Here is a 13,638-nt window from a genome sequence, read left to right on the forward strand (position 1 = left end):
TAGACGTGACTGTTCGAAAGCCTCGTAGCATACATGACCCCCACTCCTGTCGATAGCCCGCGCCGTTTGTCGCCGGGGGCGGTTCAGCCGAACGGGAACGCTAAGCTTGCCCTATGGGCCGTCGATGGCTGGCTGCCCAGTGGTACCTTCAGAGGTGTTCGATGGCTGAGCTGCAACGCGCGAGTGTAACGGGAGGTGGGCTGTACGAGAGGCTGCTGCAGCGTCTCGCCCTGGCTCTGGATGAAGCGGATACGGCCGAGCGCCTGCGTGACGAGCATCCCACGGAGCTTGAGTTGCGTGGTTTGAGCGAAGCGGAGATGGGGCTGATACGCGCCTATCTCGACCAGGACCTGCACTGGTTGCGCGGCTGGCATGCGGCCGCCGAGGAGCTAGCGCTGCTCGAGCGCCAGACCGGCAGGACACCCCGGCCGCCCCGGCCGCAACCGCCGGCGCCCCGTCGCCACGTCTCGTTGAAACAGCGGCAACTGCTCTGTGCGCTCTGCGGTGCGCCGGTGCAGTGGAGCAAGGGGCATGGCGTGTTGCCGTGCGGCCATTGCGGCTCGCAACTGTTCCGTTCGGGCAACGGCCGCTAGGGTCTCTTTCCGGGAAGTTTCGCCAGGCGTCGCGCAATCCTTTAGATTGCCTCTTCCGACAGGGAGGGGGCGATGCCGATCCGTTATTTCTTCAAGCAACTTCTGCTGCCGCCGGGCGGCCTGTTGCTGCTGCTGTTTTTCGCTTTCTGGTGGCGCACCAGCCGACCGAGGCTGGCGCGGCTGTGCGGTGTCTGCGGGTTCTTCGGTCTGTGGCTGATGAGCATGCCGCTCAGCGTGGAGTGGATGGGGCGCTGGCTCGAAAGCGAACCGGCCCTGCTGGCGGAGGATCTGCCGGGCCTGGCGCAGCGCGCCGACGCCATCGTCATCCTCGGTGCCGGCCGGCAGACCAACGACCCGGCCTGGGGCGACGATGCGCCGAGCCTGCTGGCGGCCGAGCGGCTGCGCTATGCCGCGCGGCTGGCCAAGACCTCGGCGCTGCCGGTACTGATCAGCGGCGGGTTGCATTACGGACGCCCGCCCAGCGAGGCGGCGCTGATGGCCAATGCCCTGTTGCAGGACTTCGGCGTGCCGACGCGCTGGCAGGAAGGTCTCAGCCGTACCACCTGGGAAAACGCCACCCTGAGCGCCCCGCAGTTGCGCGAGGCCGGCGTGCGCCGGGTGGTGCTGGTGACCCAGGCCTGGCACATGCAGCGGGCACGCTGGAGCTTCGAGCGCCAGGGGTTCGAGGTGATCCCGGCGCCGGTCGGCTTCCTCGGCGGGGCCAACCTGCGGCCCTTCGGCGGCTGGCTGCCGGAAGCGCAGGCCTTCTGGCAGAGCGGCATGCTGCTGAACGAGGCGATCGGCCTGGTCGGCTATCGCCTGTTCTACCGCTGAGACGCAACCGGCGCCGCAGGGGCGCCGGTCTTTCCAGGAGGGGCTGGTTTCAGCCGAACAGGCGTCGCTCCTGCGGACGCAACTGGCGGCCGAGCAGAGCCCATAGCAGCAGCACGCCGGCCAACCCGGCCAGCGGCCAGACGCGGTATTGCAGATAGGGCGTCAGGCCCTGCATGGGAATCACCTCGCCGCGCAGGATGCCCTGCTGGAACTGCGGGATCTGCCGGACGATCCGGCCATAGGGATCGATCAGGCCGGTGACGCCGTTGTTGGTCGCGCGGATCATCCAGCGACCGCTTTCCAGGGCGCGCATCTGTGCCATCTGCAGGTGCTGCAAAGGGCCTATGGAAGTGCCGAACCAGGTGTCGTTGCTCACTGTCAGCAACACCTGGCTCTGCGCCGCGAGCGCGGCGGCGAACTCCGGGTAGACCACTTCGTAGCAGATGTACGGGGCGATCTGGTAGCCCTTGGCCTTGAGCAGCGGCTGGTCGGCCGGACCGCGAGCGAAGTCGGACATCGGCAGGTCGAAGAAGGCGATCAGGCCGCGCAGCAGGTCCTGCAGCGGCACGTACTCGCCGAACGGCACCAGCTTCTGCTTGAGGTAGGTGCCCGCGCCTTCGCCGACCACGGTGATGCCGTTGAAGTAGCGACTCTTGCCGTCGGCGAGACGTTCACGCACCGGGACCCCGGTGATCAGCGCGGCGTTCTTCTCGTCGGCGACCTGGCCCATGGCGCCGAGGTAGCCGCTGGCCATGTCCTGGAGAATCGGCACCGCGGTTTCCGGCCAGACGATCAGGTCGACGTCCTGCTGCGGCAGGCTCAGGTCGCGGTAGAGGTCGAGTTGCGCGCGGACCTGATTCGGGTCCCATTTCAGCTCCTGGGCGATGTTGCCCTGGATCGCCACTACCCTCAGCGGTTCGCCGGCCGAATGGGTCCAGGCGTGGCCCTTGAGATAGAGGCCGGCCGCCCACGGGCCGAGCAGCAGGACCAGCCCCAGAAGCAGGCTGGCACCGTGCGGGAAGAGGCGCGGCAGGTTCACCAGCAGGGCCGCGCTGAGGGCGATGACGAAGGAGGACAGCCATACGCCGCCCACCGGTACCAGCCCGGCCAGCGGTCCCTGCAACTGGCTATAGCCGGCGTAGAGCCAGGGGAAACCGGTAAGGAACCAACTGCGGAACAGCTCCAGTGCCAGCCACAGGGCGGCGAACGCCAGGGCGTCGCCCAGCGGCGCGTTGTCGCGGCGCAGGCAGCGCGCCCACAGCCAGGCCGGCAGGGCGAAGAAGAAGGCGACGCCGGCGGTGAAGCCGAGCATGAGGAGGCTTGCCAGCGGCACCGAGGCGGCGCCGTAGTCATGGATACTGACGTAGATCCAGCTGGTGCCGGCGCCGAACGCGCCGAAACCGTACCACCAGCCGCGCCACAGGGCGGACTTGCCGGGAAGGCCGCGCAAGCCGAGATAGAGCAGGGCGATCGAGAGGATCGCCAGCGGCCAGTAGTCGAAGGGCGCCAGGGCCAGGGGTGTGAGCGCGCCTGCGGCGAGTGCCAGCAGGTGTCCGGGCCAGCCGGGACGAGAAATCCAACGCATCGAATGTCCTTAGAGCCTGTTCAATGTCCGACTGCGCAGACCGGGGCCGCCTTCGGCTGCCGGACGGCAACGTCCGCGGCGACAGGGGAGTCTGGCGCAAGGCGCAAGAGTAAAGGAGGGGCTGGCGAGACGCCAGAAGGACGGCGCGGGAAGATGCCCCCTCCGCCGCGGCGGAGGGGGCGCGCTCAGTTCTGCAGGGGAGACAGGCGCAGCAGATGGACGCGGCGGCTGTCGGCGTTGAGTACGCGGAAACGGAACTCGCCCAGCTCGACCACTTCGTTGCGCTTGGGCAGGTGGCCGAAGGCGCTCATCACCAGGCCGCCCACGGTATCGAATTCCTCGTCAGAGAATTCCGAGCCGAAGAAGTCGTTGAAGGCGTCCACGGGGGTCAGCGCCTTGACGATGAAATCGCCGCTGGGCAGCGGCTTGATGTAGCTGTCCTCCTCGACGTCGTGCTCGTCCTCGATATCACCGACGATCTGTTCCAGCACGTCCTCGATGGTCACCAGGCCGGCCACGCCGCCGTATTCGTCGATGACGATGGCCATGTGGTTGCGGTTGGCGCGGAATTCGCGGAGCAGCACGTTGAGGCGCTTGGATTCGGGGACGAAGGTAGCCGGACGCAGCAGTTCCTTGATGTCGAAGGGACGCTCGTCGTTGTGCAGGATCAGTGGCAGGAGGTCCTTGGCCAGCAGTACGCCCATGACGTCGTCGAGGCTTTCGCCGACCACCGGGTAGCGCGAGTGGGCGGCTTCGATGATGGCCGGAAGGAATTCCTTCGGCGTCTGGGTCGAGCGGATGCTCATCATCTGCGAGCGCGGCACCATGATGTCGCGCACCTGCAGGTCGGCGACCTGGATCGCCCCCTCGACGATGGACAGCGCCTCGCTGTCCAGCAGCTTGTTGTCGTGGGCATCGCGCAGCAGCTCGAGGAGCTCCTGGCGGTTTCTCGGCTCGTGGGCAAAAGCCTGGGTGATCTTGTCCAGCCAGGACTTGTGCCCGTTGCTCGATCGGTCTTCGCTCATTTTTCCTTGCTCGGTGGCTCTTCGTCGTCGCAGGCGTACGGATCGGGATGACCCAGTTCCGCCAGCAATTCACGTTCCAGTGTTTCCATTTCTTCCGCTTCGGCGTCGTCGATGTGGTCGTAGCCGAGTAGGTGCAGGCAGCCGTGGATCACCAGGTGGGCCCAGTGGGCCTGCAACGGCTTGCGCTGTTCCAGGGCTTCGCGGGCGACCACCGGGGCGCAGATCACCAGGTCGCCGAGCAGCGGGATATCGAGAAGCTCGTCCGGGACATCGGCGGGGAAGGACAGCACGTTGGTCGCGTAGTCCTTGTGCCGGTAGGTGCTGTTCAGTTCCAGGCCTTCGGCCTCGTCCACCAGGCGGATGGTCAGCTCCGACTCCGGACGCTGGCGCAGGGCCAGTTCGCACCAGGCGCGGAACTGCGCTTCGGAGGGCAGGTCCGGGGCGGCGCTGGCGACCTGCAGGTCGAGCTCAAGCGGCATCGTGACCGCCCTTGCCCGTTCCCTCGACCGGCCGCACCTGGCCTTGCTGGCGGCTCTCGTGACGCTCGTAGGCTTCGACGATACGCTGCACCAGCGGGTGGCGGACCACATCCTTGGGCTTGAAGTGGGTGAAGCTGATGCCGGGGACGTCCTGCAGGACCTCGATCACGTGCTTGAGGCCGGAGCGGGTGCCGCGGGGCAGGTCGACCTGGGTGACGTCGCCGGTGATCACCGCGGTGGAGCCGAAGCCGATCCGGGTGAGGAACATCTTCATCTGCTCGACTGTGGTGTTCTGGCTCTCGTCGAGGATGATGAAGCTGTTGTTCAGCGTGCGCCCGCGCATGTAGGCCAGCGGCGCGACCTCGATGACGTTGCGCTCGATCAGCTTGGCCACGTGTTCGAAGCCGAGCATCTCGTAGAGCGCGTCGTAGAGCGGGCGCAGGTAGGGGTCGATCTTCTGCGACAGGTCGCCGGGAAGGAAACCGAGCTTCTCGCCGGCCTCGACCGCCGGGCGCACCAGCAGGATGCGGCGGATCTGCTCGCGCTCCAGGGCGTCGACGGCGCAGGCCACGGCGAGATAGGTCTTGCCGGTGCCGGCCGGGCCGATGCCGAAGTTGATGTCGTGGTCGAGGATCGCCTTGACGTAGCGCTGCTGGTTGGCGCCGCGCGGGCGGATGTGCGCCTTGCGCGACTTCAGGGTGACCTGCGGCGCGCTCTGCAATTCCTCGAGGTCTTCCAGGCCGGACTCCTGCAGGTACAGGTGCACGGTGTCGGGGGTGAGATCGGTGCCGTTCTGCGCCTCGCGGTAGAGACGCTGCAGCAGGCGTTCGGCGACCTTGGTCCGGCGCGGTTCGCCGGCCAGTTCGAACTGGTTGCCGCGGTTGCGGATCTCGATGTCGAGGCGTTTCTCGATCTGGTGGAGATGCTCGTCGAACTGCCCGCAAAGTGTCGCGAAGCTGCGGGCGTCGAACGGCTCGAGGATAAAGCGATGAAGTTCCTGGGGGGCGTTCAAGGTGTTCTGTCGTACTCGCCAGTGGCTGATTGATAGGGAAGAGAATAACCGCTGGATATCGTCGCGCAAAGTTGCCGTATCGCGGCGGCGCTTTCCCGGTTCCCGCTGAAACGTTGGTGCACCGTGGCGGCGGGAAGGTTCAGCGAGCCCGCCGTACGGTCGTCGGCCTCAATGCAGGGTGCTGTCGATCAGGGTACCGCGCAGCGAGTGCGGCAGCGCGTCGTCGATGTGCACCTGGGCGAACTGGCCGATCAGGCGTGGATTGTCGCAGCGGAAGTTGACGATCCGGTTGTTCTCGGTGCGCCCCTGGAGCATGCCTGGGTCCTTCTTCGAGAAGTCGGTGACCAGGATCCGCTGGGTGCTGCCGACCATGCGCCGGCTGATCTCGTAGCCTTGCTGGTGGATGCGGCTCTGGAGGATCTGCAGGCGCTGTTTCTTCACTTCTTCCGGCAGGTCGTCGGCGAGGTCGGCGGCGGGCGTGCCGGGCCGCGCGCTGTAGATGAAGGAGAAGGAGAAGTCGAAGCCGACGTCCTCCACCAGCTTCATGGTCTGCTCGAAGTCCTTCTCGGTTTCGCCGGGGAAACCGACGATGAAGTCGGAGCTGATGCAGATGTCCGGTACCGCGGCCTTCAGCTTGCGGATACGCGACTTGTATTCCAGCACGGTATGGTTGCGCTTCATCGCCGCCAGCACGCGGTCGGAGCCCGACTGCACCGGCAGGTGGATGAATTTCACCAGCTCCGGCACCTCGGCGTGGGCCTGGATCAGCGCGTCGGAGAATTCCAGCGGGTGCGAGGTGGTATAGCGGATGCGCTCGATACCGTCGACGGCGGCGACCACCCGCAGCAGTTCGGCGAAGTCGGCCAGGCGGCCATCGTGGGTCAGGCCGCGGAAGCCGTTGACGTTCTGTCCCAGCAGGGTGACTTCGCGGACGCCGTTCTCGGCCAGGTGGATCACTTCGGCGATCACGTCGTCGAATGGTCGGCTGACTTCCTCGCCGCGGGTGTAGGGCACCACGCAGAAGCTGCAGTACTTGCTGCAGCCTTCCATCACCGAGACGAAGGCGGTGGGGCCATCGACCCGCGGTTCCGGCAGGCGGTCGAATTTCTCGATTTCCGGGAAGGACACGTCGACCTGCGGCTTGCGCGTGCTGCGCGCGGCGTCGATCATTTCCGGCAGGCGGTGCAGGGTCTGCGGGCCGAAGACCACGTCGACATAGGGCGCGCGCTCACGGATCGCGGCGCCTTCCTGGCTGGCCACGCAGCCGCCGACGCCGATCACCAGGTCGGGATTCTGCTGCTTCAGCTCGCGCCACATGCCGAGCTTGGAAAACACCTTTTCCTGGGCCTTCTCGCGGATCGAGCAGGTATTGAGCAGGATGACGTCGGCCTCGGCGGCGTTTTCGGTCACCTCGAGGGCTTGGTGTTCACCGAGCAGGTCCGCCATTCGCGACGAGTCGTACTCGTTCATCTGGCAGCCGTGGGTTTCGATGAAAAGCTTCTTGGCCATGCGCTTCGTCGGACAGTTCGAAAAGGACCGCGCATTATAGAGGGCGGGGCCCCCGGTTCCTAGCGTTGCTGGCCGAAAGGCTGTGCTATGATTCGCGCCCTTCATTTTCCGGCATTGCTTTCCCCGCCATGAACAAGCGCGAAAACCCCATCTACAAGGTGATTTTCCTCAACCAGGGCCAGGTCTTCGAGATGTATGCCAAGCAGATCTACCAGAGCGATCTGTGGGGCTTCCTGGAAATCGAGGAGTTCGTCTTCGGCGAGCGCACCCAGGTGGTGGTGGACCCCAGCGAGGAGAAGCTCAAGGCGCAGTTCGAAGGCGTTCTGCGCAGCTTCGTGCCGATGCACGCGATCGTCCGCATCGACGAGGTCGAGCGCCTGGGTACGCCGAAGATCAGCGAGGCCAAGGGCGCGGGCAACGTCATGCCGTTCCCCATGCCGATGCCCGGCAAGAGCGACTGATTCGCGAAAGGGACGTCAGGGCAGCGGCGCGAAGGGCGTGACGCCGCCGGCAGTCTGCAGTTCGATCAGGTAGTTGCGGAAGATCTGCCCCAGCACCCGGGTGGCGATGTCCAGTTCGTCGCGGTTCATCTGCTCGGCTACCAGGTCGGCGCTGTCCAGGGCGTCCTCGGCGCCGTTCACCGCTGCCATCTTCAGCACGATGTAGGCCTGTACGTTGTTCGCCGGAACCCCTTCGCCACGGAAGAACATGGTGCCGAGGTGGTACTGGGCCTGGGCATGGCCCTGTAGAGAAGCTTTCTCGAACCAGTTGAGGGCGGCCTGGAGGTCGCGCGGGATGCGCTCGCCGTCGTAGAAGAATTCGCCCAGTTCGTATTGCGCCTCGGCGTCGCCGCCATTGGCGACCTGCTGGCAGGCGGCGAGCGCCTGCTGCAATTCTTCGGGAACGGTGTTCAGCGCGCAGCGGCCGGTCGCTGGAATCAGCAACGAGTTGCCTCCCGCCTGCGCGAGCAGCGGCTGGAGGATCAACAGGCAACCCAGGGCGAGGGTGCGGCCGGTACGGAACATGAGGGGAAGACACCTCCTGGATCGGGGCGGGCAAGGGCTGCCCGGCCAACGAAATGCGCTGACCCTCACATTATGAAATAAGCCGACGCCTCCTTACAAAGTCTTTACTGTCTTTTCGGGAACTTTGTCGGCGCGTTTATGCATTTCGGCTAGGAAGGCGTTCCGGCGGGGAGGAGGGCGGCGCCCGGGAAGGGCGCCGCGAAGAGGATCATTTCAGCGCGGCGAAGGCTTTTTCGGCGGCGTTCAGCGTGATTTCCAGCTCCTTGTCGCCATGGGCGATGGAGGTGAAGCCGGCCTCGAAGGCGCTAGGCGCAAGGTACACGCCACCGTCGAGCATCAGGTGGAAGAAGCGCTTGAAGCGTTCGACGTCGCTGGCCATCACGTGCTCGAAGGTGACGATGGCGTCGGCGCCGCTGAAGTACAGGCCGAACATGCCGCCCGCCTGGGTGGTGACGAAGGGGATGCCGGCGGCATCCGCGCGCTGTTGCAGGCCGTCGAGCATGCGCGTGGTGTAGGCGGTCAGTTCGTCGTGGAAACCGGGGCGGCTGATCAGGCGCAGGGTGGTCAGGCCGGCGGCCATCGCCAGCGGGTTGCCCGAGAGCGTGCCGGCCTGGTAGACCGGGCCCAGCGGGGAAATCTGCTGCATGATCTCGCGCTTGCCGCCGAAGGCGCCCACCGGCATGCCGCCGCCGATGATCTTGCCGAAGGTCGACAGGTCCGGGGTGACCCCGTAGTAGGCCTGGGCGCCGCCGAGGGCGACACGGAAGCCGGTCATCACTTCGTCGAAGATCAGCACCACGCCGTGTTCGTCGCAGGCTTCGCGCAGGCCTTCGAGGAAGCCCGGCGCCGGCGGCACACAGTTCATGTTGCCGGCAACCGGCTCGACGATGATGCAGGCGACCTCCTTGCCGACTTCGCCCAGGGTCTTGCGCACCGCCTCGATGTCGTTGAACGGCAGGGTCAGGGTGTGCTTGGCGAAGGCCGCCGGAACGCCCGGGGAGTTCGGCACGCCGAAGGTCAGGGCGCCGGAGCCGGCCTTCACCAGCAGGCTGTCGGAGTGACCGTGGTAGCAGCCTTCGAACTTGATGATGCTGTCGCGCCCGGTGTAGCCGCGGGCCAGACGGATGGCGCTCATGGTCGCCTCGGTGCCGGAGCTGACCATGCGCACCATCTCCATCGACGGCACCATGGAGCAGACCAGGTCGGCCATTTCCACTTCCAGCGCGGTCGGCGCGCCATAGGACAGACCGTGGTCGAGCTGCCGGCGCACCGCGTCGAGCACGTCCGGATGGCTGTGGCCGAGGATCATCGGGCCCCAGGAGCCGACATAGTCCACGTAGCGCTTGTCGTCCTCGTCCAGTACATAGGCGCCTTCGGCGTGCTTGAAGAACAGCGGGGTGCCGCCGACGCTCTTGAAGGCGCGCACCGGGGAGTTGACCCCGCCGGGAATGTGTTTCTGGGCGTTGTTGAACAGCGTTTCGGAACGGGACATGGCTAGCTCTCTATCTCTTCTCGGGCGAGGCGCGGAGGCGTCAGGCAGGTTCGAACAGGGCGCTGAAGGCGCGGGCGCGGCGTTCCACCTCGGCGGCGGACGCGGCGGCGAACAGCGCATGGATCACGGCGACCAGATCGACGCCGCGGGCGATCAGACCGGGCGCGGTATCGAGGCTGATGCCGCCGATGGCGGTGATCGGCAGGTGCAGGCGCGGCCGGGCCTGGTCGAGCAGTTCGACGCTGGCGGCGGGGGCGCCGGGTTTGGTGCTGGAATTGAAGAAGCGGCCGAAGGCGACGTAGCTGGCGCCCTCGGCCACCGCCTGCTCGGCCAGTTCCAGTTGGGCGTGGCAGGTGGCGCCGATGATCGCCTGGCGGCCGAGCAGGGCGCGCGCCGCCGACAGCGAACCGTCGGTCTGGCCGAGGTGCAGGCCGACGCCCAGGCGCGCGGCGAGTTCGGCGTCGTCGTTGACGATCAACTGCGCGCCGTGGCGTTCGCAGAGTTCGCGCAGGCTTTCCGCCTCGCGCAGGCGCCGCGCCTGGTCGCTGGATTTGTCGCGGTATTGCAGCAGGCGCGCGCCGCCGCGGAGCGCGGCTTCGACGTAGGGCAGCAGGCGGCCGTCGTCCAGTAGCTGGCTATCGGTGATGGCGTACAGGCCGCGCAGTTTCATCGGCTGGCTCTCAGTGACAGAAGTCGGTGGGCAGGCGGCGCGGCACGTATTGGCCGTGGCCCGGACTCTCGGCGTCGCGCAGGGTCCGCCAGGTGTAGTCGAGGGCGCTCTGCACGGCGCCGTGCAGCGCTTCGCCGAAGGCGATGCGACCGGCCAGGGCGCTGGCCAGGGTGCAGCCGGAGCCATGGTAGCTGCCGGGCAGGCGCTGGCAGGTGAAGGTGCGGCGGCTGCCGTCGCGGCTGTACAGGCGATTGTGCACTTCGCTTTCGTCGCCGTGTCCGCCGGTGATCAACAGGTGCTCGCAGTGTTCCAGCAGGCGCTCGGCGCACTGGTCGGCGCTGCCCTCGGGCAGGTCGGCGAGCAGGCGCGCTTCCGGCAGGTTCGGCGTGGCGATGGTGGCGCGCGGCAGCAGCCGCTCGCGCATGGCGAAGCCGACGTCGCCCTTGCCCAACGCACCGCCGCCGCCGGCGCGCAGCACCGGATCGCAGACCACCGGCAAGTGCGGGTGGGCGGCGAGGATCTCGGCCACCGTGTCGACCATCTCCAGCGAACCGAGCATACCCAGCTTGACCGCCGCGACGGGCAGGTCGGCGAGTACGGCGTTGGCCTGGGCCAGCACCCACTCGCGGTCGAGGACGCGGAAGTCGCTGACGTTGACGGTGTCCTGCACGGTCAGCGCGGTGACCGCCGGGGCGGCGTGGCAGCCCTGGGCGAGCAGGGCTTCGATGTCGGCTTGCAGTCCGGCGCCACCACTGGGGTCGTGACCGGACAGGCAGAGCACTACGGGGCGGGAAGTCGGTGTTTTCATGGCGCGTGAGCTTACCACTAAAAGCGCTTCGTGGCGGCTGCGCGGACGACCTTTCGGGCGCCGCGCCCGGGCCCTGCGTGACACGTCCCGGGCCTGATGTGGCGTGGCGTGTGCTAAAGTTCGGCGAATATTCATACAACGCTCGCCAAGGGCGGACCATGACGAGGGAGGTGGGGCTCCCGGTCCGTTCGAGGAGCACTGCGGGGCATCATGCGGCACTGGCTGATTCTCTTTCTTCTTGCGTTGCCGTGCCTGGCGGGTGCGGTGAGCTTCAACGAGCAGGTCGAGCGCCTGCCGCTGGGGCAGTCCATCGACGTGTTCGAGGACGTGCGCGGTAGCGCCGATATCAACGACATCACCTCGCGGGCCATCGACAGCAGCTTCCGCCGCCATGACAAGGACGTGCTCAATGCCGGCTATTCGCGCTCGGTGTTCTGGTTGCGCCTGGACCTGGACTACCGGCCGGTCGCCTCCAGCGATCCGCGCACCTGGCTGCTGGAGCTGGCCTATCCGCCGCTGGACAAGCTCGACCTCTACCTGCCCGATGGCCAGGGCGGCTACCGCCTCGCCCAGCGCACCGGCGACACATTGCCGTTCGCCAGTCGGCCGATCCGGCAGAACAACTACCTGTTCGAACTCGGCCTCGAGCCGAACAAGCCGCAGCGTGTCTACCTGCGGCTGGAAAGCCAGGGGTCGATCCAGGCGCCGCTGACCCTGTGGTCGCCCAAGGCCTACCTGGAGGAGCAGCCCGAACGCATCTATGTGCTCGGCATCATCTATGGCGTGCTGCTGGTGATGCTGATCTACAACCTGTTCATCTTCCTCAGCGTCCGCGATACCAGCTATCTCTACTACATCCTCTATATCGCTTCGTTCGGGCTCTACCAGGTCTCGGTGAACGGCGCCGGCATCGAGTACTTCTGGCCCGACAGCCCCTGGTGGGCGAACGCCGCCACGCCATTCCTGATCGGTTCGGCGGCGCTGTTCGGCTGCCAGTTCGCGCGCAGCTTCCTGCATACCCGCGACCACAGCGTGTGGGTCGACCGCGGCCTGCTGGCGCTGATGGCGGTCGGCGCGCTGGTCATGCTGATGGCGCTGACCATGAGCTACGCCGTGGCCCTGCGCCTGGCCACCTACCTGGCGCTGGCCTTCACCGGCCTGATCTTCGCCGCCGGCATCCTCGCCTGGCTGCGCGGCATGCGCGTGGCGCGCTATTTCATCATCGCCTGGACCGCCTTCCTTCTCGGCGGCATCGTCAACACCCTGATGGTCCTCGGCTACCTACCGAACATGTTCCTCACCATGTATGCCAGCCAGATCGGTTCGGCGCTGGAGGTGGGCTTGCTGTCGCTGGCGCTGGCCGACCGGATCAACGCGATGAAGGAGGAGCGCGCGCGAATCCTCCAGGAGTCCAGCCGCAAGCTGGAAGCGCTGAACCAGGAACTGGCCAACAGCAACCGCCTGAAGGACGAGTTCCTCGCCACCGTCACCCACGAACTGCGCACCCCGATGAGCGGGGTGATCGGTTCGCTGGAGCTGATGCAGACGGTGCCGATGGACGTCGAACTCGCCGAGTACCAGCGCACCGCCGCCGGTTCGGCGCGGGACATGATGCGGATGGTCAACGACATCCTCGCCCTCATCGAACTGCAGGCCGGCAAGCTCTACCCGCGCCGCGAGCCGTTCAGCCTGCGCGGCCTGTTCGACAGCCTGCGCGCGCAGTACGCGCCGCGCGCCGAGGAGAAGGGCCTGCGCTTCGCCCTGCAACTGGACGACAGCCTGCCGGATACCCTCGAAGGCGATGCCGGCAAGCTGGCCCAGGCGCTGGGCTACCTGGTCGACAACGCGATCAAGTTCACCGCCAGGGGCAGCGTGACCCTGCGCGTCGCCGCCGGGCGTACCCATGACGGGGTGGCGCTGCGGGTGGAAGTGATCGACACCGGCATCGGTTTCGACATGGCCGCCGGCAGCGACCTCTACCAGCGTTTCGTCCAGGCCGACAGCTCGTTGACCCGTGGCTACGGAGGCCTCGGCATCGGCCTGGCTCTGTGCCGCAAGCTGGTGGAGCTGCTTGGCGGCGAGCTGACCCACGAGTCCCGGCCGGGACAGGGCAGCCGCTTCCTCCTGCGCCTGCAACTGACCCAGCCGGCCCAGGGCCTGGCGCCGCCGCCGCGGCGCGCCGGCGGGCAGGCGGTGCGGCGTCCCGAGGAGTGCACGGTGCTGGTGGTGGAGGACAACGCCATCAACCAGTTGGTGACTCGCGGCATGCTGCTCAAGCTCGGCTACCGGGTGCGCACCGCCGACAACGGTAGCGAAGCCCTGGAGTTGCTGGCGCGCGAGCGGCCGGACGGCGTACTGCTCGACTGCCAGATGCCGGTGATGGACGGCTTCGCCACCTGTCGGGCGATCCGCGCGCTGCCCGGCTGCGCGGAACTGCCGGTGCTGGCGTTGACCGCCCACAGCCACAGCGGCGATCGCGAGCGCTGCCTGGCGGCGGGCATGAGCGACTACATGGCCAAGCCGGTCAAGTTCGAAGAGTTGCAGACCCTGCTGCACGATTGGCTGCTGTGCCAGCCGATCGTCACCAAGTCCGCCTGAAGCCGTTC

At 66.9% G+C, this 13,638-nt stretch carries 13 protein-coding genes; 4 read left to right on the forward strand and 9 right to left on the reverse strand.

Annotation, left to right across the window (positions count from 1 at the left end):
• Positions 1-161: 161 nt before the first annotated feature.
• Positions 162-593 carry a hypothetical protein gene (locus AT700_RS04785; protein ID WP_003161864.1) on the forward strand — a complete coding sequence of 144 codons (432 nt, stop codon included), beginning with the start codon at positions 162-164 and terminating at the stop codon, positions 591-593.
• Positions 594-665: 72 nt separating this feature from the next.
• Positions 666-1,427 carry a YdcF family protein gene (locus AT700_RS04790; RefSeq protein WP_003093163.1) on the forward strand — a complete coding sequence of 254 codons (762 nt, stop codon included), beginning with the start codon at positions 666-668 and terminating at the stop codon, positions 1,425-1,427.
• Between the two features lie 49 nt (positions 1,428-1,476).
• Here AT700_RS04790 and lnt read toward each other — a convergent pair whose 3' ends face one another.
• From lnt to miaB, 5 genes are all read right to left on the reverse strand, one after another.
• Positions 1,477-3,012, reverse strand: coding sequence for an apolipoprotein N-acyltransferase (lnt, locus tag AT700_RS04795; protein ID WP_003118259.1), 1,536 nt, complete (start codon positions 3,010-3,012; stop codon positions 1,477-1,479).
• A 185-nt stretch (positions 3,013-3,197) separates the two neighbouring features.
• Positions 3,198-4,037, reverse strand: coding sequence for an HlyC/CorC family transporter (locus AT700_RS04800; RefSeq protein ID WP_003093161.1), 840 nt, complete (start codon positions 4,035-4,037; stop codon positions 3,198-3,200).
• Complete coding sequence (ybeY, locus tag AT700_RS04805; RefSeq protein WP_003093160.1) at positions 4,034-4,516, reverse strand: rRNA maturation RNase YbeY; 483 nt, start codon at positions 4,514-4,516, stop codon at positions 4,034-4,036. Before ybeY ends, AT700_RS04800 begins: the two co-directional genes overlap by 4 nt.
• On the reverse strand, positions 4,506-5,528 hold the full coding sequence (locus AT700_RS04810; RefSeq protein WP_003093159.1) for a PhoH family protein: 1,023 nt from the start codon (positions 5,526-5,528) through the stop codon (positions 4,506-4,508). Before AT700_RS04810 ends, ybeY begins: the two co-directional genes overlap by 11 nt.
• Positions 5,529-5,696: 168 nt before the next feature.
• Entirely contained in the window at positions 5,697-7,037 is a 1,341-nt protein-coding gene (gene miaB, locus AT700_RS04815) for a tRNA (N6-isopentenyl adenosine(37)-C2)-methylthiotransferase MiaB (RefSeq protein WP_003093158.1), read from the reverse strand.
• 128 nt (positions 7,038-7,165) lie between these two features.
• Here miaB and AT700_RS04820 point away from each other — a divergent pair, with 128 nt between their 5' ends.
• The gene (locus tag AT700_RS04820) at positions 7,166-7,498 is read left to right on the forward strand and encodes a DUF1820 family protein (RefSeq protein ID WP_003093157.1); all 333 of its coding nucleotides are present in this window, start codon (positions 7,166-7,168) and stop codon (positions 7,496-7,498) included.
• 15 nt (positions 7,499-7,513) lie between these two features.
• On the opposite strand, the gene AT700_RS04825 is transcribed toward AT700_RS04820, so the two are convergent.
• The 4 genes from AT700_RS04825 to AT700_RS04840 form a co-directional block, all read right to left on the reverse strand.
• Positions 7,514-8,062 (reverse strand): tetratricopeptide repeat protein, encoded by a 549-nt coding sequence (locus AT700_RS04825; protein WP_003093155.1) that lies wholly within the window; start codon positions 8,060-8,062, stop codon positions 7,514-7,516.
• Between the two features lie 208 nt (positions 8,063-8,270).
• Positions 8,271-9,554 (reverse strand): glutamate-1-semialdehyde 2,1-aminomutase, encoded by a 1,284-nt coding sequence (gene hemL, locus AT700_RS04830; RefSeq protein WP_048520792.1) that lies wholly within the window; start codon positions 9,552-9,554, stop codon positions 8,271-8,273.
• Positions 9,555-9,594: 40 nt separating this feature from the next.
• Entirely contained in the window at positions 9,595-10,224 is a 630-nt protein-coding gene (gene thiE, locus AT700_RS04835; RefSeq protein ID WP_003093148.1) for a thiamine phosphate synthase, read from the reverse strand.
• Positions 10,225-10,234: 10 nt separating this feature from the next.
• Positions 10,235-11,032, reverse strand: a complete 798-nt coding sequence (locus AT700_RS04840; protein ID WP_016253014.1) for a hydroxymethylpyrimidine/phosphomethylpyrimidine kinase — start codon at positions 11,030-11,032, stop codon at positions 10,235-10,237.
• A 210-nt stretch (positions 11,033-11,242) separates the two neighbouring features.
• Between AT700_RS04840 and ladS the strand changes: the two genes are divergently transcribed.
• Positions 11,243-13,630 (forward strand): hybrid sensor histidine kinase/response regulator LadS, encoded by a 2,388-nt coding sequence (gene ladS / locus AT700_RS04845; RefSeq protein ID WP_003093145.1) that lies wholly within the window; start codon positions 11,243-11,245, stop codon positions 13,628-13,630.
• The last annotated feature ends 8 nt before the right edge of the window (positions 13,631-13,638 follow it).

Origin of the sequence: Pseudomonas aeruginosa, assembly GCF_001457615.1 — a bacterium.
GTDB classification, from domain to species: Bacteria; Pseudomonadota; Gammaproteobacteria; order Pseudomonadales; family Pseudomonadaceae; genus Pseudomonas; species Pseudomonas aeruginosa.

Excerpts from the sequence above, each read along its gene's own strand:
- AT700_RS04785 (WP_003161864.1), top strand. The coding sequence starts at position 162 with ATGGCTGAGCTGCAACGCGCGAGTGTAACGGGAGGTGGGCTGTACGAG.
- AT700_RS04790 (WP_003093163.1), top strand. The coding sequence starts at position 666 with ATGCCGATCCGTTATTTCTTCAAGCAACTTCTGCTGCCGCCGGGCGGC.
- lnt (WP_003118259.1), bottom strand. The coding sequence starts at position 3,012 with ATGCGTTGGATTTCTCGTCCCGGCTGGCCCGGACACCTGCTGGCACTC.
- AT700_RS04800 (WP_003093161.1), bottom strand. The coding sequence starts at position 4,037 with ATGAGCGAAGACCGATCGAGCAACGGGCACAAGTCCTGGCTGGACAAG.
- ybeY (WP_003093160.1), bottom strand. The coding sequence starts at position 4,516 with ATGCCGCTTGAGCTCGACCTGCAGGTCGCCAGCGCCGCCCCGGACCTG.
- miaB (WP_003093158.1), bottom strand. The coding sequence starts at position 7,037 with ATGGCCAAGAAGCTTTTCATCGAAACCCACGGCTGCCAGATGAACGAG.
- AT700_RS04820 (WP_003093157.1), top strand. The coding sequence starts at position 7,166 with ATGAACAAGCGCGAAAACCCCATCTACAAGGTGATTTTCCTCAACCAG.
- AT700_RS04825 (WP_003093155.1), bottom strand. The coding sequence starts at position 8,062 with ATGTTCCGTACCGGCCGCACCCTCGCCCTGGGTTGCCTGTTGATCCTC.
- hemL (WP_048520792.1), bottom strand. The coding sequence starts at position 9,554 with ATGTCCCGTTCCGAAACGCTGTTCAACAACGCCCAGAAACACATTCCC.
- thiE (WP_003093148.1), bottom strand. The coding sequence starts at position 10,224 with ATGAAACTGCGCGGCCTGTACGCCATCACCGATAGCCAGCTACTGGAC.
- AT700_RS04840 (WP_016253014.1), bottom strand. The coding sequence starts at position 11,032 with ATGAAAACACCGACTTCCCGCCCCGTAGTGCTCTGCCTGTCCGGTCAC.
- ladS (WP_003093145.1), top strand. The coding sequence starts at position 11,243 with ATGCGGCACTGGCTGATTCTCTTTCTTCTTGCGTTGCCGTGCCTGGCG.